This is a genomic window from Sporosarcina sp. resist, assembly GCF_014302295.1.
GTDB classification, from domain to species: Bacteria; Bacillota; Bacilli; order Bacillales_A; family Planococcaceae; genus Sporosarcina; species Sporosarcina psychrophila.
This window is the reverse complement of sequence record NZ_CP060287.1, coordinates 4270138-4292791: the sequence shown is the minus strand read 5'-3', so window position 1 is coordinate 4292791 and position 22654 is coordinate 4270138. Positions and strand designations below refer to the sequence as shown.

The 22654-nt window shown below is 40.2% G+C and carries 17 protein-coding genes; 7 read left to right on the top strand and 10 right to left on the bottom strand.

The features are described 5' to 3' along the window. Nucleotides 1-910 precede the first annotated feature (910 nt). The 8 genes from H7992_RS20610 to H7992_RS20575 form a co-directional block, all read right to left on the bottom strand. Complete coding sequence (locus tag H7992_RS20610) at nucleotides 911-1963, bottom strand: acyltransferase family protein (protein ID WP_187045845.1); 1053 nt, start codon at nucleotides 1961-1963, stop codon at nucleotides 911-913. 306 nt (nucleotides 1964-2269) lie between these two features. Further along, entirely contained in the window at nucleotides 2270-3031 is a 762-nt protein-coding gene (locus H7992_RS20605; protein ID WP_187045844.1) for an IclR family transcriptional regulator, read from the bottom strand. A 57-nt stretch (nucleotides 3032-3088) separates the two neighbouring features. Further along, nucleotides 3089-4357 (bottom strand): M20 family metallopeptidase, encoded by a 1269-nt coding sequence (locus H7992_RS20600; RefSeq protein WP_187045843.1) that lies wholly within the window; start codon nucleotides 4355-4357, stop codon nucleotides 3089-3091. Further along, complete coding sequence (locus H7992_RS20595) at nucleotides 4354-5304, bottom strand: DUF1177 domain-containing protein (RefSeq protein ID WP_187045842.1); 951 nt, start codon at nucleotides 5302-5304, stop codon at nucleotides 4354-4356. The genes H7992_RS20600 and H7992_RS20595 overlap by 4 nt, the downstream gene beginning before the upstream one ends. Before the next feature lie 19 nt (nucleotides 5305-5323). Further along, complete coding sequence (locus H7992_RS20590) at nucleotides 5324-6292, bottom strand: ABC transporter ATP-binding protein (RefSeq protein WP_187045841.1); 969 nt, start codon at nucleotides 6290-6292, stop codon at nucleotides 5324-5326. Beyond that, on the bottom strand, nucleotides 6285-7298 hold the full coding sequence (locus H7992_RS20585; RefSeq protein ID WP_187045840.1) for an ABC transporter ATP-binding protein: 1014 nt from the start codon (nucleotides 7296-7298) through the stop codon (nucleotides 6285-6287). Before H7992_RS20585 ends, H7992_RS20590 begins: the two co-directional genes overlap by 8 nt. Nucleotides 7299-7315: 17 nt before the next feature. Further along, entirely contained in the window at nucleotides 7316-8209 is an 894-nt protein-coding gene (locus H7992_RS20580; RefSeq protein WP_187045839.1) for an ABC transporter permease, read from the bottom strand. Next, nucleotides 8206-9174: an ABC transporter permease gene (locus H7992_RS20575; RefSeq protein WP_187045838.1), complete on the bottom strand. Its 969-nt coding sequence runs from the start codon at nucleotides 9172-9174 to the stop codon at nucleotides 8206-8208. Before H7992_RS20575 ends, H7992_RS20580 begins: the two co-directional genes overlap by 4 nt. A gap of 311 nt (nucleotides 9175-9485) precedes the next feature. Here H7992_RS20575 and H7992_RS20570 point away from each other — a divergent pair, with 311 nt between their 5' ends. From H7992_RS20570 to H7992_RS20545, 6 genes are all read left to right on the top strand, one after another. Continuing rightward, entirely contained in the window at nucleotides 9486-11078 is a 1593-nt protein-coding gene (locus H7992_RS20570) for an ABC transporter substrate-binding protein (RefSeq protein ID WP_187047997.1), read from the top strand. 79 nt (nucleotides 11079-11157) lie between these two features. Beyond that, nucleotides 11158-12237 (top strand): amidohydrolase family protein, encoded by a 1080-nt coding sequence (locus H7992_RS20565; protein ID WP_187045837.1) that lies wholly within the window; start codon nucleotides 11158-11160, stop codon nucleotides 12235-12237. Beyond that, the gene (locus tag H7992_RS20560; RefSeq protein WP_187045836.1) at nucleotides 12237-13397 is read left to right on the top strand and encodes an amidohydrolase family protein; all 1161 of its coding nucleotides are present in this window, start codon (nucleotides 12237-12239) and stop codon (nucleotides 13395-13397) included. The genes H7992_RS20565 and H7992_RS20560 overlap by 1 nt, the downstream gene beginning before the upstream one ends. Beyond that, nucleotides 13394-14065 carry an AroM family protein gene (locus H7992_RS20555; protein ID WP_187045835.1) on the top strand — a complete coding sequence of 224 codons (672 nt, stop codon included), beginning with the start codon at nucleotides 13394-13396 and terminating at the stop codon, nucleotides 14063-14065. The genes H7992_RS20560 and H7992_RS20555 overlap by 4 nt, the downstream gene beginning before the upstream one ends. Nucleotides 14066-14094: 29 nt before the next feature. After that, nucleotides 14095-15006, top strand: a complete 912-nt coding sequence (locus H7992_RS20550) for an aminopeptidase (RefSeq protein ID WP_255428510.1) — start codon at nucleotides 14095-14097, stop codon at nucleotides 15004-15006. 1026 nt (nucleotides 15007-16032) lie between these two features. Beyond that, entirely contained in the window at nucleotides 16033-19077 is a 3045-nt protein-coding gene (locus H7992_RS20545; RefSeq protein ID WP_187045834.1) for a hybrid sensor histidine kinase/response regulator, read from the top strand. Between the two features lie 51 nt (nucleotides 19078-19128). Here H7992_RS20545 and H7992_RS20540 read toward each other — a convergent pair whose 3' ends face one another. Continuing rightward, nucleotides 19129-20289, bottom strand: coding sequence for a response regulator (locus H7992_RS20540; RefSeq protein ID WP_187045833.1), 1161 nt, complete (start codon nucleotides 20287-20289; stop codon nucleotides 19129-19131). Nucleotides 20290-20438: 149 nt separating this feature from the next. Further along, on the bottom strand, nucleotides 20439-21575 hold the full coding sequence (locus H7992_RS20535; protein WP_187045832.1) for a DUF5050 domain-containing protein: 1137 nt from the start codon (nucleotides 21573-21575) through the stop codon (nucleotides 20439-20441). Nucleotides 21576-21972: 397 nt separating this feature from the next. Here H7992_RS20535 and H7992_RS20530 point away from each other — a divergent pair, with 397 nt between their 5' ends. After that, nucleotides 21973-22590, top strand: coding sequence for a class D sortase (locus H7992_RS20530; RefSeq protein WP_255428509.1), 618 nt, complete (start codon nucleotides 21973-21975; stop codon nucleotides 22588-22590). The last annotated feature ends 64 nt before the right edge of the window (nucleotides 22591-22654 follow it).

Below are 22654 nucleotides of genomic sequence, written 5' to 3'. Positions count from 1 at the left end.
CATTACGTTATCTATAATTGCGGTGGAGATGAATAAAAGTCCTATTATGATGGATAGATTCAGAAATCCCTACTCTACACGCTTTGGCGCTTTGTGGATGCCTCCCGCGATAAGCCAGAAAGAAGACCGCTTTCAGTCTTATCGCTCGGGCTACCACGAAGACGCGCCTTCGCTGGATGTTCCAATGTATTTTTATAGAATATAGTATCCCTGTTTTTATTTTAAGGAAGTGTCACTTTCTTATAGAGGATCACATAATCTTTGAAAAGTTAGCAAAGAATACAATATACGTCGTGCTAGAGTGCCCGAAATTACATCTTCGGGCACTTACCATCTCTATAGATAGTTATCTATTCATTTCTTTCAAAGCAACTGCATTTTTCACTTGAATAGTGTAGGAACGCAGCAGGCGATTAGTCGCAACAGGATTAACGAAAAAGAGCAGCTAGAAGTGACTCCGTCACTTCTAGCTGCTCTTGCCCCTCGGTAAAAAAGTGTCGTGATTATTTCGCCGAAAGCAGGCCGGAAATATTCCAGTGAAAATGGCTGGTTTTTCCGTTCTATGCTATGTATTACGCGGCACTACTGGACAATCTCCAGTCAGATTATGCTTGGTATTCTTTTTCACCTTCCGTCGAAAGTGCCCCCGTGCGGGACAGAGGAGTGCCGCCTCTCTGTGATTAGTAGTATATGCACGATTGCCTAGAGATATACCTGTTAATCGTCTTGCCGGTGTAACGAACAAATCTAGCGACAAGCGATGTTGGAAGAACATTCTATTTGTTAAATGTCGACTATCTATATAAGTTGAACTAATGATCCTATATATTCTCCAACAAAGCGTCTACTGGCGCCGAGCGTTGTTGGTAGGATTCTTTATTTCAACTTATATAGTACGGATTTTAGTGTGTTACTGCTGAATGGGTAGTGGCCTTTTTTGAGAAAATCCACCAAGGAGTAGCTTTCCATGTGGTATCAATTTTTGAATGATAATTGAAACTACGATTGGAATGACCAATCCAAATGCTGTGAATCCAATAATGCCATATGTGAAGTAATCATTTAACAAAATATCTGTAAAGATGTGCAAGTACATAATCGTTAGGGAGTGCTTCTCGATCCTTTGCAGCCAATTGAGTGACAGTTGAGTAGCGATGAGCTGGAATACGCCCACCAATACAAGTGTGAATGAAAGTGGGATGATCAAATCTAAAACGAAATGTTCATAACGCAAAAATTTCATGCTCAAATGATAGTCAATTACATTAAAGTTATCAAGTAAAACTGCTGTCACACTACCGATCAATCCCGCGGTTAACCATCTTTTCGAAACGTTCATCCAAATACTCTTCATATAATAACCGAGTGAAAAATAGACGACTGCCATGAGTGCAACATCAATGTTCCAAATCATTGGGATTGTTTGAGACGCAGTATCTGGTGAACCACCAATGACGCGCATCGCAAACAAACTTTCAAAATGGGCAATACTATAAAAGATAGCCAAAATAATAATTTGTTTCGTACGACTAAAGTATTTTGTCATCCATAAGAAGAACAAATACGTAAAGAATAGCGTAGTTACAAACCAGAATACACCATATGCACCACGTGCAAAACGTCCGCCGACAGCAAGTGTCCACAAATCATTTACATACCATGATAGATCCATATTGCCTGAACCAATTTCTATCCCGTAACGAATCAGCGTAATACTGACGAGGAAAAACAAATAGGGGACAATCAATTGCATAAAACGTTTTTGAATCGAAAGTTTCATTAAGCCCTTTTCTACAACAGGCTTAAAAAACAAACCACTTAAAATAAAGAATGCTGGCATGTGAAACCAATAGATATACTTCGCCAGTGGGAAATCGAGCTGTCCAGGATAATGACCAATGACGACAAGAATCATTAAAAATCCTTTGGTGACATCCACCCAGGATAAACGTTTCTTATTCATAATCAAACTCCTCAAGAAAATTGACGTATATCTAGTGTACAACGTATCAGTAGTTGGGAACGGTATGTAACAGAATTGACTCGGGATTGAAAGAAAGGTAGCAATGCTTGGAGATATTTCCTTGATTTATTACGGATAACTAATTTAACTGACTATTTAACGTGATTGGATAGAGAAGCTACAGGGGAACTATCAAGGCACACACTTTCAAAGCGGCAATGTTCCAACATAATTGGCTTAGAATCGGCTATATTCAAAAAAAACACCCCTCGATGATTTTTAGTCGCGGGGTGTTGTCTCGTCACTTCATGTATTCAATTTTAACTTATATCGCGTAATTACTTCCACAACCTCATCCCGAGTCTCATGCAACAATGGAAGGGCAATGTTTTTTTGTTCTTCTTCTATTCTATATGAAGGGCCTGCTACCGTGATGGAGCCGATAATTATGCTATCGACTAGTAGCGGAACTGCAAGTGCGACAACGTCCGGTGTATATTCACCTTGGCTTTCGGCCCAGCCATTTTTACGAATTAAAGACAACTCATTACGCAAATCAGCAGAATCTGTCATCGTTTTCCCGGTGTATTTCACTAATTCACCAGTAATCACTTTTTCTCTGGATTCCTCAGACATATATGCCAATATTGATCGGTAAGAAGCTCCCACATAAAGTGGAGCACGGCTGCCAGCTGAAACAGAGAACTTTACCTTGTTTTTTGGTTCGATTACCATCAGTGTGACAGCTTCTCCCTTATCCAGGACCGTCAGAAAAACAGATTCTCCTGTTTTCTCGCTTAGTTTCTCTAGAATAGGGTTAATAAGAGTACTAATATTTAGTCCCTCATAAAAAACCGTTCCCAATTCCCAAACAACTGAACCTAATGAGTATTGTTTAGTAATCGGGTCTTTACTGACGAAACCGTTCCGTTCCAATGTCTCGAGAATTCGATAGATATTGGTGTGATTCAGTTCCATTTCATGTGCTAATTCCCGGCCACCCCAAACAGGCTTGCTTTTGGAAAACATTCTCAATACCTCTAAAGCTAGATTCACTGTCTTTAACATTAATATACTCCTTTTATACGAGCAATTATAGATATTGGATATCATACTATCATCCTACTATTTTTCGTATAGGAAATCAATTACAGCCGCAGCATACACTTTTGCGCAGCGGATTATATCTTCTACTTGTACTTTTTCATTGTAGCCATGGATACTTGGAAGATAGGCAGGCCCGTATTGTAAGACTGGAATATTATAATCTCTAAAATGTCTTGCATCACTGCTTGCCCACTGCATAACGCCATAAGCTTCATGATCAGTAACGAACGTAATATTGTCCACAATTGCGCGGCAAACTGGATCTTCTGCAGAAGTGTAGTTAGCATGACTTTTAAATCCGAACAATCGAATGGAGTAACGGATGCCTAAACGATCTAAAGCATCTTTTAGATACAGAGAAACTTCGTCATGAGTAATTCCGAATGGTAGGCGGCAGTCTACTTGCACTTTACAACTTTCTGGAATAATATTTGATTTTGTTCCACCTTGAATTGTTCCGATGTTAACTGTGATTTTTTCCAGCACAGGCTGAAATTTCAGTCTGTCTTTTTCAACTTCGCGCATATAGCGTTGGGATACTTTGATTAACGGTTTAATTTCATCCGGGATGGTAATGTTTAGATCCCATAAATCTTGAATTTTATCGATGGCTTTAATGGCGTCAGTGATTGCGTTATTTCCAGCAATCGGTGAAAGACTACCGTGTCCTGGTGTACCGAACACCTCGAGCTCAAACCAGTAAGAGCCTTTTTGACCGATCGTCGGGTTGTACGGAGAAGAAGGTTCAGCGATGAGTGCACCGTCGCCTTGAATCAGCTTGTTTTCGAGTAACCAAGGCACTCCGAATTCGCCACCCGTTTCTTCATCGGGAACTATCGCTAATGTTAATTGTCCAGGCAGCTGAATGTCCATCCGTTTCATTAGACCGTAAACAAAAATGAGTCCCGCTAGTCCAGCTTTCATGTCACTCGCACCGCGTCCGAGCATCCAGCCATCTACAACCTCACCAGAGAATGGATTGAAATCCCATTTCGTTAAATCGCCTGCTGGAACAACATCCGTATGCCCGCAATAAATGAGATTTTTACCTTCTTTGTTGCCATACGATGAGATTAGGTTGAACATTTTGTCGCTTGCCTCATGCCACTCAGGTTCTAAATCATATTGTTTTAAGTAATCTGTGATAAATTGGCTAATTTCCGTAGAATCTCCCGGTGGATTTTCACTTGGAATTTGGATAAGGGAACTGCATAGCTCAATTAGTTCGTCTTTTCTTTTTTCAACTTCATCGATTAATAATTGCTTGAGTGCTATTGTATCAGTCATACTGCTTCCACCTTACTTCCTTTTGTTTGTAGGTGATTCATTGTGCCGTATAGTTTTTCAATCAATTCAAATTCAGTCTCATCGTAGAAGTCACATTTACCTTCACCAAATGATTTTGCCACTTCGATTGAAAAGCGAACAACTTGTTCAACATCAGTAGGGTGGGAAGCACCAGTTGCACAGCCAGCTACAGCCGTTTCTGTCGTAATTGCAACTCCGACAACCGGTGCATTCGTTGCAACAGCGGGTTGTAAAATACTGTTTACATGGTAAAGTCCATTGCCATAAGGCGTAATATCCTGTGTTGTAATAGGAAGTGTGACAGGCAGGATTCCTGCAGATTGTGTGTAGATGTGTAAAAGATCATCACTGACTTTTAGTATGTAACCAGCTTTTACTGTAGGTGTAATTGCAAATCCTTTATGGTTCGTGATCATATTTCCCTTTGTCGTGTCAATGGAAATAATAGCATCCATTTCAGCCGTAACTTCATGTTGGTTCATCGCAAGGATATCAACAGGCGAACCCATAAAAGCAACCGGCTCATGAGGAGTTGTCGGAGCATCTGGGCAAATATGTGTTGTTAACACGATATCGCCTTTCAGGTCATCACCTTTTCCAGACATATCAAGAAGTTTAGCAGCAGTAGAAATACATGCCAGCGCGCCATCTCCATCAGAAACGAAGCCCTTCATTTCCGGGCGTGCACCGATACCGCCTAAACGTCCGATAATACCGAGAGTAGGGGAAGTACCGCCTTTGGATTTTCCATTTTCGCCTGCAAGTGTAATCTTGATGAAATCAGTGGATCCTTTTTCACCGAAAACTGTTTCTACAGAAATGTCCCCGTTGGAAGAGATACCTTCCAAATAACTTTTGATGCTTTCTCCTGTTACAAACTTACTATCCATTAATTCAAGAACTTCCATTACGTGTTTGAGTGACATATTCATTTCCTCCTAGTTTTTAATAAAGATGACAAGCGACTTGGTTTTCTGGTTCGATTGTCTGCAATACAGGTGCGTCGGTTTTACAAATATCCATCACATATTGACAGCGTTCATGAAAAGCACAGCCTGAAGGTGGATTAACCGGACTTGGTACGTCACCTGTCAGAATGACACGTTCCTTTTGTTCGAACGGATTTTCTTTTGGAATTGCAGAAAGAAGGGCCTTTGTATAAGGATGTTTCGGATCTTCATAAAGCTGTTGGAAGGTACCTGTTTCAACGACTTTCCCTAAATACATAACTGCAATGCGGTCACACATATAACGAACGACGTTTAAGTCATGTGAAATGAAAATATAGGTCAAGTTAAATTCCTTTTGTAGACTCTTAAGTAGATTGATGACCTGTGCTTGTACAGATACATCCAGCGCCGATACCGGTTCATCGCAAATAATGACATCAGGATTTAGCGCAAGAGCACGTGCAATATTGATACGCTGCTTTTGACCACCAGAAAATTCATGCGGATAACGGCGGGCATGGTAGCTACTTAGCCCAACTGTTTCTAATAGTTCGTGCACCCGTTGTTTACGGCTTTCTTTCGTACCAATATTATGAATAACTAAAGGTTCAGCAATTAAAAACTCAATCGTCTTCCGTGGATCTAGTGAAGCATCAGGATTTTGAAATACCATTTGTATCGATTTCCTTGCTGCACGAACATCTTTAGCGGATAAAGTTGCTAAATCTTTACCTTTAAACTCTACAGAACCAGCAGAAGGGTGAACAAGCTGATTGATTAGGCGTGCTAATGTCGACTTGCCGCAACCTGATTCACCCACAATACCGAGTGTTTCGCCTTTATAAACATCGAAGTTCACGCCATCAACAGCTTTGACACTTTGATGCGATTTCACAAAAGGAATGGCACTATGAATAGGAAAGTGTTTTTTTAAATCACGTACTTTTATAATCGATTCAGTCAACGTACATTCGCTCCTTTCTTTCTAAACGAGTCGTTGTCGTTTGGAAATGGCAGGATACAATATGATTCTCTTCTACTTCAATTGGCTCAGGTTTTGTTGTTAAACAAATCTCTTGGCCGAACGGACAGCGCTCATAGAAAGGACAACCCGGCATAGGTTTTCTCATGTCAGGAGGACTTCCCGGGATGGCAGGCAATTTCTCACCGTGAATTACGTCTTTTGTAATTTGTGACTCTAGTAACCCCCATGTATATGGATGGAGAGGGTTATTAAAGATTGTTTCTACCGTTCCGGATTCAACAGTTGAACCGGCGTACATGACAATCAATTTGTCGCACATTTCCCAGACAACACCGAGGTCATGCGTGATCATGATGATAGATGTATCGTTTGTTTGTTGCAGTTTTTTCATCAAATCTAGAATTTGCGCTTGTACCGTAACGTCCAGTGCAGTTGTAGGTTCATCTGCAATCAATAACTTTGGATTACATGACAATGCAATCGCAATCATAACCCGCTGCCTCATGCCCCCCGAAAACTCGTGCGGATACATGTTAATTCGCTTTTGAGGTTCCGGAATGCCGACCACTTTTAACATTTCAATCGCTTCTTTTTTAGCATCTTTTTTGGATATCACTTTATGGTTTCGAATCGCTTCGATGATTTGATTGCCAACTTTGAACACTGGATTCAAGCTCGTCATTGGATCTTGGAAAATCATTGCGATGTCATTGCCTCGTATCGCTTTCATTTCTTTTTCAGAGAGCTTCAGCAAGTCTTTGCCATCGAAATTGATGGTCCCGCCGGATATTTTACCTGGGGGGGAGGGGATTAGCCGCATTAAAGCGGTAGCTGTTACGCTTTTACCCGATCCGGACTCACCGACGATACCAAGTGTTTCTTTTTTATTTAACGTGATATTTACACCATTTACGGCTTTCACTACAGAGGAGGAAGATCTGAATTGAACGTCTAAGTCCTCTATGCGAAGTAAAGTTTCCGACATATTCATCCCTCCAATCGTCAAACTTTCATTTTCGGATCTAGTGCGTCACGCAGACCATCACCGAATAAGTTAATACCTAACACCGTTATTAATATAGCAAGTCCTGAGAACGTAGCCATTTGAGGATTCAAGACCAGAAAGTCTTTCCCGTCTTTCAAGATGCTTCCCCAAGAAGCAGTAGGTGGCTGGACGCCGAGACCTAGGAAACTAAGGGCAGCTTCTGAAATGATTGCGCCAGCAATGCTCATCGTTCCATATACAATCAGCGGCGCTAAACAGTTCGGCAAAATGTGATAGAAAATAATTCTTGGATGTGTGGCTCCCAATGAATTCGTTACTTCTATAAATTCCTCTTCCTTAACACTTAAGACTTGTCCACGTACAATCCGTGCAAATCCTGGAATATTAGCAACTCCGATTGCGATAATAACGTTTACCAGACCTTGACCAAGTACCGTCATTAACGTAATTGCCAAAAGAATAAAAGGAAATGCGAAAAGTCCATCCATCGTACGCATAATAATCGAGTCAAGTTTTCCACCGAAATAACCAGCTAACAGGCCAAGCAAGGTACCTAAAATGGCCCCAAGCAGTACAGCCGAAACTCCGACGATAAGGGAGATTCGAGCTCCATAGATAATTCGACTGAAAAGGTCACGGCCATAGTTATCAGTGCCTAAAAGATGACCTTCAGTTCCAGCACTCGCAAGTGTATTTGCAAGATCCATACTATTTGGTGCGTGCGTTGCGATTAAAGGCGCAAATACAGCTACGATGACCATTAAAACAGTGACACCTAATCCAAAGGCGGCTAATTTATTTTTGAACAGCTTTTTAAGAAAACTCGCTTCTTTTATATTTGCATTATCCTTTATAGTTGGACGCGAATTAGTAGGCTGAGTCAGTGTCATTTTCCACCGCCCCCTTTTTTCGAGAGATAATTGACTCGCGGATTGACAACTTTATAGAGCATATCTACTAGCAAGTTGACGACAACAAAGATGATAGCGATGAATAATACAGTTCCTTGTACAACGACAAAGTCCCTTTTATCGATGGCATCGACAATCAATCGTCCCATCCCCGGCCAGCTAAAGATTGTTTCTGTTAAAACTGCTCCTCCAAGTAGCATTGAAATTTGCATGCCTAACACCGTCAAGATTGGTGTAAGAGAGTTTTTAAAAGCATGTTTTGATATAACCCAAAACTCGCTGACCCCTTTTGCGCGTGCCGTTTTAATGTATTCTTGTGATAAAACCTCTAACATACTAGATCGTGTAATCCTGGCGAAAGTCGCCATTGGAATGGTAGCAAGTGTGATAGCTGGTAATGCAAGATGCTTGAGATAAGGAATGAGCCCTTCACTTAAGGTTCCCATTCCTGTTGCAGGAAACCAGCCTAAACCTACGCTGAAATAAAGAACTAACATAACACCGAGCCAAAAAATAGGCATTGAAACGCCGATTAATGAAATTAGCATTACCACATAATCCAAAATGGAGTTATGACGGGATGCAGAAATCATTCCTGCCGGGATACCAATAACCAGTGCAATGATTAATGCGGCTACTGCCAGTACAAGCGTATTTGGAAAGCGCTCCATGATCAATTCCGTTACCGGCTGGTTATAACTTAATGAAGTTCCAAAATCCCCTTGTAGCAAACCAGTTATATAACTGAAGAATTGTTGATATAAGGGTTCATTTAATCCCAATTGCTCCGTCAGCTTTTCTATATCTTCTACGCTGGCGGTAGGGCCTAGCATAACGGCTGCGGGATTTCCGGGTATTAGACGTGTAATGATGAAGACGATAATAGCTACAACAAAAACAGTAGGTAATAAATCAATCAGTCTTCGAAGAAAGTACTTACCCATTCACTTCCACCTCTCATTCTATTATTCTGAAACACTGGTTCACAATGTGAATTTAGGATAGCGTACCACCCTCTGAATAAAAAGTAAATGGTAAATCTTTAGAATTCTTAATTACCTGTGAGCCTTATAATGAAGTGACTTTTTGAATAATTATTCACGTTATAAGATATTAGAATCTTTTAAAATAATACTTTACATTTGATGATAAATCGTGTTAAGTTAGTAACTAATTTAACACTGTTGAATCAGTGGTTCACAGTGTGAATCAAAATGGAAGTGGGGGGATTATATTGGGATATAAAAGGGCGAAAATGTTTTTAGTTGGTATTTCGCTGTTACTCGTATTAGCTGCTTGTTCAGGAAAGTCATCCACGCCAAGTTCTGATAGTAAGGACGGAGACAAAGGGGGAGAAAATAGTGGGGAACCTCAAGATGGAGGGACTTTGCAAATTGGCCTCTCAGCAAATCCACAAACACTTGACCCGGTTAAATATACAGGCGTATACGAATCACAAGTTATGCGTTCGGTTGCAGATACACTCGTAGTTTATAGTAAAGACTTGAGCGAGATCACTCCATCGCTCGCAACAGATTGGCAAATCTCTGACGACTTGCTTGTCTACACGTTCCAACTAAGGGACGACGTCTTCTTCCAACCTGGTGAATACCAAGACGGCCGTCAAATGACTGCCGAAGATGTAAAATATAGCTTGGAAAGATCAGTAAATGAATCTGTCATGAACAGACTTAACGGCGTTACAAAAGTAGATGTATCAGGTGAATTTGAAGTACAAGTCCATCTTGAAACTCCTAATGCTGCTTTGCTAGCTGTATTGACTGATGCTGGTAACTCAATTGTGCCAAAAGAAGAAGTTGAAGGATGGGGCGATGAGTTCGGTGCGCACTTAGTGGGTACTGGTCCGTTTGCCATTAAAGATTGGAAAAAGGATCAGCAAATTGACTTAGTAAGAAATGACAAGTATTGGGGCGGTAAACCACATTTAGATGGTGTACGGATGAAAGTTATTGCGGACCCTAATATGATGACAAACGCATTGCGTTCAGGCGATATCGATGTCGCTTTGGATGTTAAAGGACAAAATAGGGAATTGATTAACAAAGACGAGAACTTTGAATTACTAACTATCCAAGCGCTATCTATTACGTATCTTGACTTGAATAATAAAGTTGGGCCAACTGCGGACGTTAAAGTTCGTGAAGCGATTTATAAAGCAACAAATGTTGACGAACTAGTATCTGGTGTTAACCAATGGGGCGGTGCTGTCCGTTCTTATCTGCCACTTCCTACTGGATCTTGGGGCTACGATGAAGAACTGGAAAAACTAGTCCCAACTTATGAACCGGAAAAAGCGAAAGAGTTGCTTGCTGAAGCAGGCTATCCAGACGGCTTTAAAACAGAAATTTACGTTGGGGCAGCGCGTGTTCCATACGCAACAATCTTCCAAAATCAAATGAAAGAAAACCTCAACATCGATGTAGAAATTAAAGTCGTAGAGTGGGGAACTTACAGTGACACGGTATCTAAAGGGAATGCACCGATGTCCATTGGCGGCTGGTCATGGTATCCAGACCCGTACTTCTTCCTTTATCAGTTGTTCCATACAGATCAACTTAGTGCTTTAGGAAACGGGAAAGGCTATGACAACCCTGAAGTTGATAAACTGTTAGATCGTGCATTATCTGAAACGGCCGATCAAGATGAACGCGCAGCAATTTATCAAGAAGCATTGAAAATTATCTTGAAAGACGTTCCGCGTATCGAAATTGATGTTCAGGAAGCAACAGCGGGCATCAGTAAAAAAGTTCAAGGATATGAAGTGTCTGCGGATAACTCTATCCAAATCGTTCACCCGAACGGAGCAAATGTTTGGATTAAAAAGTAAGTAGTAAAATAGGTATTGCTGAAAAAAGTAGAGGGTCTGAGTCTCTGCTTTTTTCAGCGTATATATGAGGAGGAGTCATATGACAACTGTTATAAAAAATGGATGGGTACTAGATTCTGACAGTGGAGCATTTAGTAAACAAGACATCTTTTTCACGGATGAATTATTGGCTAGCTTAGATGAAAGTTCGATTTCTAAGACGATAGATGCTACTAATCTATACATTACACCCGGATTGATTGACACTTGCTCTCAAATTGGATTACGCGAAACAGGTGTCCGTTGGGAAGGCAATGATTCCTATGAGCCCCAACAAGAAGATCCGACACAACTATCTGTGACGGATGGCATTTATCCGTTTGATCCTTCATTTAAAGATGCAGTTGCATCAGGAGTCACAACTGCACATATCCTGTCCGCGCCTAACAGTGTGATAGGTGCAAAAACGGCTATCATTCATATGAATGGTTCCACCGTTGAAGAGATGCTGATTGATAATGAAGTAGGTTTTTCTTTTTCGATGGGAGATATTCCTAAAAAGTCCTTTATGGAACAAACAAAGATGCCTTTAACGCGAATGGGTATTGCTCAGAGGATTAGGACTACACTGAAGCGGTTAAAAAGCTCAGGGGAATTGGACAACAGAAAAGTATTTGTAAGATGCCATCGAGCGGATGATATCGAAACCGCAATCCGAATATCAAAAGAAGTGGATGTGCCAATCACATTAGTTCACGCGACAGAATGCGGACTAGTCGATAAAGAAGTATTGACGCATTCCAACAGTAGTATCGGAGGACCCAGTTTTCAAGCGATTGAACGATTGGAGCTGAAGAATCTGAAACCGACGCTCTACAAAACGCTTCAAGATTCGGGCGTAAATTTCGGCTTTGCGACCGATCACCCGGTCAATTCTGTTACACATTTAAAACTCGAAGCATCGCTTGCTTTTCGCGAAGGGGTTTCATCTGAAGATGCATTGTTAGCCTTAACGAAAAATGCAGCTAAACTACTGGAAATCGATCATTTAACAGGCTCTATTGCACCCGGACTATTTGCCGATATCGTTATCTGGGATCAGCATCCGTTAAATTTAACTGCAAATGTCCTGCATACCTTCATTAAAGGACAAGAAGTTTATCGTAAAGGAGGATTTTAATGGTTACTGTATTGAAAAATGCCACACTTTATACAATGGACAAATCGAATACAGTCATTCAAAACGGTGAATTTTGGATACAAGGCGGTTTAATCACACATATAGGCACTGAAGTTCCTATTCCAAGCGGAGCTCAATTAATCGATTGTTCTGGAAAGGTGATAACGCCAGGTCTAATCGATGCGCATACGCATGTCGGGATATGGGGAGAGATTAGTGAGCAGATAAATGATGCCAATGAATACTCAGATCCTTGGACGCCTTCGATGGCAGCAGTAGATGGGATTGATATTCGCCACTTTTCATTTGACTTAGCGGTTGAAGGAGGAGTAACGACGATTCAGACAGGTGCAGGCAGTGCGAATCCAATCGCGGGTACATGGAGTATCATGAAAACTGGTGGAGGAAGTTTGGAAAAACGTATTCTTGTAGAACGCAGTGGCTTAAAAGGAGCGCTTGGGGAAAATCCTAAAAATGTTTTTGGCAATCAATATCAAAAAAAACCGATGACGCGAATGGCTGTTGCAGATATTATACGTCAAGGTTTTCACGATGCACAAAAATTGACGCAAGAGCAACGGGAAGTGGTAAGGGAAGATGAAAGTGAGCTAATGCCCTTTATACAGGTATTGGAACACGATATGCCGTTACGCCTACACTGCCATCGCGCTGATGATATCGCGACTGCTATCCGAATTGCAAAAGAATTCGATGTGTTGCTATCGCTTGAACATTGTACGGAAGGGCATATGATGTTGGATGCGGTTAAGAATAGCGGAGCGAGTGTTACGCTTGGCCCATTCATGTTGCCAGCAAGTAAATATGAAACGAGAAATTCCACGCCAATGGCACCGAAAATGTTTCATGATGCGGGAATACCATTTGCAATCATGACGGATCATCCATTTATTCCGATTCAATACCTTATTTATTGTGCTGCGGAAGCAGTTAAATTCGGATTGGATGAAATGGTAGCTTTAAAAAGTATTACGTATGAAGCAGCTCGACTTATGGGCGTAGATGATAAAGTAGGTTCACTCGAAATCGGAAAGCATGCAGATTTTGTCATTTGGTCTCATCAGCCATTCCAAGCCCAAGCAAATGTACTCTCAACTTATATTGATGGTAAAAGTGTGTACGTAAAGGAATTTGTTGAATGAAGAAAACTCTTTGTATCCTTACAATTGGGCAAAGTCCAAGGGGCGATATGATTCCAGCCATCACTAAATACTTGCCGAAGAATTTACGATTAATAGAAAAAGGTATACTGGATGATTTATCAACATCAGAAATTGAAGCACTTGCGCCTGTGGATCGTAAAAAAACATTAGTTTCACGGCTACGTGATGGCTCGAGTGTAACGCTAGGAAAACAATTCGTGGTTAGCGCATTGCAACGGCTAATAGATGAATGTCAGACGGAGGACATTGACACGATTTTACTTGCTTGTACGGGGAAATTTGACCTTTTTGATTCTGCTATACCTATCGTTTATCCGGACTATTTATTGAGCCATGTCGTTAAAGGCTTATTTAAAGAGGGGGAATTAGGTATCGTCGTCCCATTACTTGAGCAATCACAAAGCATTACGGAAAAGTGGGACGATGCAGGTTTTACTTGTTCCGTTTTAGCGAGTTCTCCATATGACTTTAAAAGTGAAAATTTAATTAATGTTGCAAAGGAAATGGACAAGTTGCCTGTCACTGCGATAGTGTTAGATTGCATGGGATATACGGACGAAATGAAGAAAATTATGGTTGAGTATACTACAAAACCAGTACTTGTTGCGCGTAATATAGTGTTTTCTTCGCTAGCTGAGATGTTGTGAATAATTTAAAACGAAAGGGTGGAGAAAAATTGAAAGACTTTCAACAAACGGTCGCAACGTTAATGGTCAATAACTTCTCGGTCGATAAAACCGTCAATATTCTCGTTCTTACGGATGTCAGCACCGAAAAACTAGGCAAGAAGTTCAGTGATGCACTGGAGAAAGACGGATGGCAAGTGAGTTCGCTTGTCATGGAAGACAGAACAAAGTCGGGCGAAGAACCACCGGAAGCGGCTGCGAAAGAAATGTTGAATTATGAACTAGTGTTTTGTTTGACGAAACATTCACTGACACATACTGTCGCACGAAAAAACGCAAATGCAAAAGGAATTAGTGTCATTACAATGCCAGGCATTACGGAAGATATGTTCCTGAATGGTGCGATGGCTGCCGATTACAGCGTAGTGGAACAAGAAACAAATGAAATGACTGCCAAACTAACAGCTGCGAACAAAGTAACAATTCGCACGGGAGGTCAATATGAATTGGTCATCCCGATCGACGGAAGGAATGGTGTTCCAAGTACGGGAGTATTCCGGGAAAAAGGGGCTTCTGGCAACCTTCCATCAGGGGAAGCTTATATTGCACCAATTGAAGGAGCAGCCGAAGGGACAATCGAAATAAATGGCACGATTTCTACGATAGGATTACTAGAAGAACCAGTCATCCTATCGATTGAAAAAGGTAGGTTAACTACTGCAAGCGGCAAAAATGGTGAAAAGTTGCTAGAAATACTGGGCGAAGGTGACGGACGACTGCTTTGCGAATTTGGTATTGGCACGAACTACGCTGCCCGATTGACGGGCATTATACTGGAAGACGAAAAAGCCTATCATACGATACATGTGGCATTTGGCTCGAATCATACGTTTGGCGGCACCATCAAAACAAATGTGCATATTGACTGTGTAACGAAAGAACCTATTGTTGAGTGGGATTGAGTGGATAATAGCTAATCATACGTGATATAAAAATGAAACAGCTCGGATTCAGTTACTGAATCTGAGCTGTTTTGAATGGTGGTTTTCAAAGGTAGAGGCTGTCAGAGTATATAAGACTGTCGCCCGATCATATAACACTGCCAACCGATCATATCCCATGTAGAGCGATCGTATATCCCGTCCAACCGATCATATCCCGTCCAACCGATCATATCCCAGGTAGAGCGATCGTATAACCCGCCCAACCGATCATATCCCATTTTGAACGATCATATAACCCGCCCAACCGATCATATTCCATGGGGAACGATCATATATCTCGTCCAACCGATCATATCCCATGTTGAACGATCATATCTCCCTTCCAACCGATCATATCCCATATTGAGCGATCATATATCCCGTCCAACCGATCATATCCCATATTGACCGATCATATATCTCGTCCAACCGATCATATCCCATGTTGACCGATCATATCTCCCGTCCAACCGATCATATCCCATATTGAGCGATCATATATCTCGTCCAACCGATCATATCCCATGTTGACCGATCATATATCTCGTCCAACCGATCATATCCCATGTTGACCGATCATATCTCCCGTCCAACCGATCATATCCCATATTGACCGATCATATCTCCCGTCCAACCGATCATATCCCATATTGACCGATCATATATCTCGTCCAACCGATTATATCCCATGTTGCCCGATCATATATCTCGTCCAACCGATCATATCTCCCGCTCAACCGGTCATATAACATATCATTCTTGCTAGCCGACCCACTGCAAAAAAGGTCTATCTGCTATAAAGAACTTGATTATCACTGATGATTGAACGCACTCCAAAGTGTTGGCAAATGAAATATCCCGTTGCGTCCAAATGGAGGGAGTCACTATACTATTACTTACACACTGCTATATCTTGCCCTTGTAATCGTGTTCTTCACACATCGGAAACGAGAGAGGTATGACTGTAAGAAGGATTTAGCTTATCAAACAGCGAATCTAACCATCATGAATAAGAAAATAATGATTATCACGATTGGTTTATTTTTACTTTTACTTACGAGTTTTAGGTTACTTTGGCTCAATCATTATATGACGTTAGATTATCCTCACGCAGAAGGGGGGATCCTTGATCTTCGGGGTGTTGAGTTGCCAGATGATAAAGCAATCACGCTGAACGGCGAATGGGCTTTTTTCGGCAATCAATTAATAGCGCCGGAGAGCTTGACGAAGCAATTCTCCGGCGCTAAGCAACAATGGATTAGAGTTCCTGGAGATTGGGTAGAAACAATATCTGACGATAGAAATTTACCGTATGGATATGGAACCTATCGCCTTCGGATTTTGCTGGATGGAAAATCCAAGCTGTACACCTTGGATTTTAAAGAAATTAAATCCAGTGCAACAGTTTTTATCAATGGTGAAAGAGTGGCAGAAATGGGACGTGTGGCTGAAACTGTCGAATCAGCTATTCAGGACTATCGCCCATTCGAAGTATCCATAGATGGCAATCTTAAAGAGATAGACCTGATTATTCAAGTCTCTAATTATAACGTTGGCCATTCAGGTGGAATCGTGAAATCGATTAAATTCGGGAACTCTGCTTCCATGAAAAAAGATCAAATGATGTCATCTTTGATGCAATTTATGTCGGCAACAATACTGTTTCTTCATGGCATTTATGTATTAGTCATCTTTCTTGTATTTGTCAGAAAGAGAGAATTGGTTTTTCTCTCCATTGTATTTTTTTGTGCGACAGTTTCAGTTCTTGCGGATGATGATAAAGTATTACTTTACTTATTTCCATCCATTAGCTCGGGGATGTGGGCGAAAATCCTTTATCTTTCATATGCGAGTAGCGCATTTTTTCTGTGGCAATTTTGCAGGCCAATAATGACGAGACATTCAAATAGTAAAGCTCGAGTATTTAACCTATATAGGGTTTTAAACCTCGTATATTTATTATTTATTGTAAGCGTACTGATAGATTTCAAGATTGTAATTAATCCGTTTTTCTCAGTTATTATGCTTCTTATCCCGATGATTATTCCACTTGTAATATTGAAGAAAGTAGCAGTAAGTGAAGCGGGGATTATCTATCTGCTTCTTGCTACAATCAGCATTGCTTCCAGCGCTATTTGGGGAGACATAAAAAATAAGCTATCTGTTTCATTACCCTACTATCCGATTGACATTATATTGGGTGTCATATTTTTTGCGGTATTCTGGTTTAAACGTTTTTTCCTCGCTACAGAAGAAACTAAGAATCTGGCTGGAAGGTTGCAGAAAGAAATTGAAAGAAAAGACGAATTCCTTGCCAATACATCACACGAATTAAGAAATCCACTTCATGGAATCATTAATATGTCACAAGCAATTTATGACAATGAAAAGGATGATTTGACTGAAGAAAGTAAACAAAACCTACGAATACTGATGACAGTCGGTCGGCGTATGTCGATGATTCTGAATGATCTACTTGATATTACTAAACTAAAAGAAAATGGAATCCGATTGCAAGTTAAAGAAACAGACCTTGCATCCGTCGTATCTAGTGTATTTGATACGCTTGGTTTTATGAAAGAAGGGAAAAGTATTGTATTTGTACAAACGATTCCCGAAACATTTCCGAAGATAGAAGCTGATGAGAATCGCCTATTTCAAATTCTATTCAATTTAGTTCATAATGCGGTCAAGTATATGAATGAGGGAGAAGTCGTAGTGTCTGCGGAATCCCAAAAAGAAATGGCGATTATTCATGTACAGGATAATGGAATTGGTATGGATGAAGAAACGATGAAGTCCATTTTTCTACCATATGAGCAGGCGGATTCTGATATGACAGCGATTGCTGGTGGAATCGGACTTGGACTAAGTATTTGCGAACAGTTAGTCAAACTGCATGGAGGATTATTATCCGTCAAATCGTCTGTAGGGAAAGGTTCTACATTTACTTTTACACTACCAATTTCAGCAAATCAAACGAGTGACCCTCTTGTACGACTAACTGTAGTGGACGTGACTAACGGGAATAAGAGGACAGAGCAGATTACGACTATAGGATTTCCACGTCTATTAGTTGTGGATGATGATCCTCTTAACTTGGCGATTGTCGAGCGAATTTTAGTAGCTGAACAGTTGGAAATCATTACATGTACGAGTGGGAAAGAAGCATTGGTTTTATTGGATAAAGGAAAGTGGGATCTTGTTATATCGGACGTAATGATGCCAAGCATGTCTGGGTATCAGCTAGCGCAGAAAATACGGGAACGGTTCACGATTTCAGAACTTCCTATTTTATTATTGACAGCTCGTAGCCAATTAGAGGATATTCAAACTGGTTTTCAATGCGGAGCAAGTGATTATGTTACTAAACCCGTAGAAAAAATTGAATTGGTGTCACGCGTAAAGGCTTTAATCGATTTGAAAACGTCTATTGGCGAACGAGTTCGAATGGAAGCAGCCTGGCTGCAGGCGCAAATCCAGCCTCATTTCTTGTTTAATACATTAAATACGATTGCGGCACTTAGTGAAGTCAACCCACCTAAAATGGTGGAGTTATTGGATAAATTCGGCGATTATTTGCATGCTAGCTTTGCCAGCCATAATCTAAATCCAGTGATCCAATTAGAAAATGAGTTGGAACTTGTGCGTTCGTATCTTTTCATCGAACAAGAACGGTTTGGAGAACGATTGAATGTAGAATGGGAGGTAGAAAAGATACCAGCTATTGGAATTCCTCCACTTTCAATTCAAACAATCGTAGAAAACGCCATTCAACATGGCGTATTAAAACGTCCAGAAGGTGGAACTGTTCGAATCCAGGTTATAGAACAGCCGGAATTAGTCGAAATTACAATTCTAGACGATGGGGTAGGAATACCAGAAGGGAAATTGAAAAATTTACTGACCCATCAGATAGAAGGACATCGGGGAATCGGCTTGCTTAATACCGATAAACGACTTAAACAGCAATACGGAAGTGGAATTGACATAACAAGTCTACCCGATGTGGGGACCACCGTTAGATTTATCGTACCAAAAGAAGAATAGTAAGGAGAAAACGCCGCTGTCCATGGTACGACAGCGGCGTTTTCTCCTTAACTAATTTGTAACTAGAATCGATTCGTAGAGTTCTGTTGTTGCACGACCTGGCGAAATACCGAGATCCTCCTGTAACTGGTTTTTGAACTCATGATAGACATTAACGGCATCACCGCGGTTACTAACGGTAATGTAGTAGCGCATAAGTTGCTGTAAAGCATGTTCCGAGTAAGGATTATAGGTGAGTAGAATTTGTAAATAGTGCTGTTTTTTATCCAATTTTTCATTGTCGGTATAGTAATCAATCATTTTTTGCAGAAGCCACAACAGTTCTTGGCGAATATTTTGATTTTTGACTGCAGCCCATTTATATCCGTTTTTACCCATATAATCACCGCTGTATTGCTGAACGACATGCTCGAATAGCTGTATAGTATTATGATTTACAGAAGTATACATAGCTATTGTCTGTTCTAATTCAATTGCATCGCATTGAAAGTCATAAAGTTCTAAAGTATAGTTTTGATTGGAAAAAGTTAAAGAACCCGAATAACCCATAGAATCTAACGTTTTTCGCAAATGTGAAATAGACGTATGGAGTAGAATCTTAGCCTTTTGATATTCGGTGTCTGGCCAAAGTAAATCGATAAGGAAGTCTCTATTTACATAAGTGTTAATATTCGTGACGAGGAAAGCAAAAAGTTCTTTTACTTTTGCCGTTTTCCATTTTACTGGTTCATTATGACTGAAGACAGCAAACTCATCAAAACAGACAACTCTTAGTTTTGAGGAGATATCCTGTTCAGTGGAAGATGAGTTATCATTTACTCGCAGTTGTTCTTGTATGCGGGTTACAGTTTTTTCAAGACGTTCTTTCATAATTGGCTTTAATAAATAATCAATTGAATTCAATTCAAATGCTTGAACAGCATAATCCCGATGGGCTGTAACGAAAACGATGTAAACATCTTTGAATTGCTCTTGAATTAGTTCAGCTAAATCCAATCCGCTAAAACCGGGCATTTCAATATCCAAAAATGCCACTTGAAAATTAAGATGTTTCATTTCTTTTAAGAAATTACCTACATTTAAAAAGGTCTTAACAACTTCGACAGTGCCCAATTCACTTAGCTTGATTTCCATATGTTTCAAAGCCAATGGTTCATCGTCAACTATAATCGCCCGTATGATGAAATTACCTCCTTTCAGTGTAGGAAACACATCATTCTATTAACTCAAGATTATCATAGTTTTGGAATATATAACAAATCTATATCTTCAATGCTATGCCAGAGCGAGTGAGCATTCTATTCAAACTAAAAAGATACCATAAAAAAACTCCTAATCGGCTAAAACCGATTAGGAGTTTTTTATTTTATCGTCAATTTAAGAACTTTTTTAGTTTTGGAATCAGTATAGTGAAGCTGGTTGTTCACTGCGACTAGATTGACTGAATGGATGGAATTTAGTTGTTGAGGTTTGGATCCATTTGTTTTCATCTTATACAAGAAGCCGCCTTTCGAATAATTACTGAAATAAATCCAGTCATCGATAATGACGAAATAAGGAGCCCTTACATTGTTAACTTTTTGCTTAGATTTTCCGTCTTTCTTAACTCGATACAATGTATCCTTGTCCGAAATACTGCTGTAGTAATAGTGTCCTTTGAATTCGATCATCGAGCTAAAGTCGTTCAAGAAACTGTACGTTTTACTCTTGGCAATTGGCCAATCCGCTTCGTTCCATTTATGGTCTTTTCGCAGTTGATCGGCAGAGGCTAGGAAGTATTTATAACTAATAGCACCTTTTACATTCGGAACGGGGTCGTCCCAGGTAATGTCCATGAAGTAATACTGACCGTTTAGATTGACTAAGTTCCATGAATGCTGACCGCCATTACCATATCCGTCAACATAGTAATTTTCAATACCAAGACGATCAAGTAGGAGTTGAGCAGCTTTCGTATATCCATCACAAACGGCCACACCTTTTATAAGTGCACCATAAGCTGTATTGGAATCAGAAGGGATGGTGTTATTTTGAAAGTTCTTGTGATCATAAGCAACATTCAATACTAAATAATCATGAATGGCTTTTACTTTATCGAAATTTGTGAAGCCGGGCTTGATAATTTGGGCAAGCGCCTTGTCAACCTCTTTTGAAAGAGCAGCTTTGTTCTTTTTTATTGTGCTAACAGGGAGTGAGTACGAAAACTCAATGTCACCATTGGACCAAGACATTGCCGAATCAAAATAAAGAATTTCAGGATTTTCACGTACTACTTTTTGAATAAGGGCGTCAACTAGAGTATATGAAACTTCTGCGCTATCAAATTGCCCAGTACGTTCATTTTTTAACAGAGAGGAACGAATTGAGTTGTATGAGTCCGCTACTACAGTCGTTTTAAGTCCAGGATTTTCATTGCTAGCAGCTTTTACAGTGATTGAGTAACTAGCGAATGACAGTGTGATGAATAAGAATGTGAAAAAAATAAATATTTTTCTCAATGGAATCCCTCCAAATTAAAGTGCGCCATTTTAACTATGAATATTGCTTTTAACTCTCTTAATCCAATTACTGAATTAGGACTTTAGTTTATTAACTGTGATTAATAATAGTATACCATAATGCCTGAGTGTGAGATTGATAAAGTGTTGTTAGCACTTCAATAATTAATGTTACGAAACTGTACAACGTCCCGAGAAGACCAAACAGCAATCTTCAAATTCAGGCGTAGTCACTACGAAAAGACGTTGGCTATTGAATGTTTAAGAGAAGTGTAAGAGGTTGTAAAGCGTTCTATAAGAGGGATTCCATATGATAAATTATGAAACGTTTGCCAAGGGGCTGGGAAAAGTCTTAGCGTACGTTCACTTTTCATGTCCACTAAAGGAGCGAATAGGATTGCGGAGAATTATAGGCGTTCTATTGATGGTCATTGGCTTAGCGGTTGTATTTTATCCGCAACTTGAAAAACAGCACTATGATCGTGGTCAGCAGCAGCTGGTAAGGAGTTTTGAACAATTAGGCAATACGGAACAAATTGAGCATGCCTCCAATCAATATGAAGATACACTCGCGGTGCAGAAATACAATGAACCAACTGGCGAGAAATCCAAATTATTGGAAGGAGCTCGCGGAATTATTAATATTAACAAAATTGACCTTGAAATGATTATCTTTGACGGGACGAGCCCCGAAACGCTCAGCAAGGGCATCGGCATGATAGAGCCTAAGAAAGAATTCGGCGTCAACAACATTGGTTTAGCTGGCCACAGAGCTGTAGCGAAAGGGAAACAATTCAATCGTATGAATGAATTAAGGATGAACGACGAAATTCAAGTGACCACACAAGAAGGTACATATGAATTTGTCATAGTCGACTCATTTATCGTCCATCAATCGGATGTGTCCGTCCTCGATGATCAAGAAGGACCATTTCTCACACTGGTCACTTGCACACCGCTTGGAGCAGTTAACCCGCCGAACCGATTGATTGTTCAGGCGGCACTAAAGAAGTAGTAGTTTCAAAAATCATAAATTAATATTTATAGAAATTGATTTAAATATATTTATTATGAAAAGG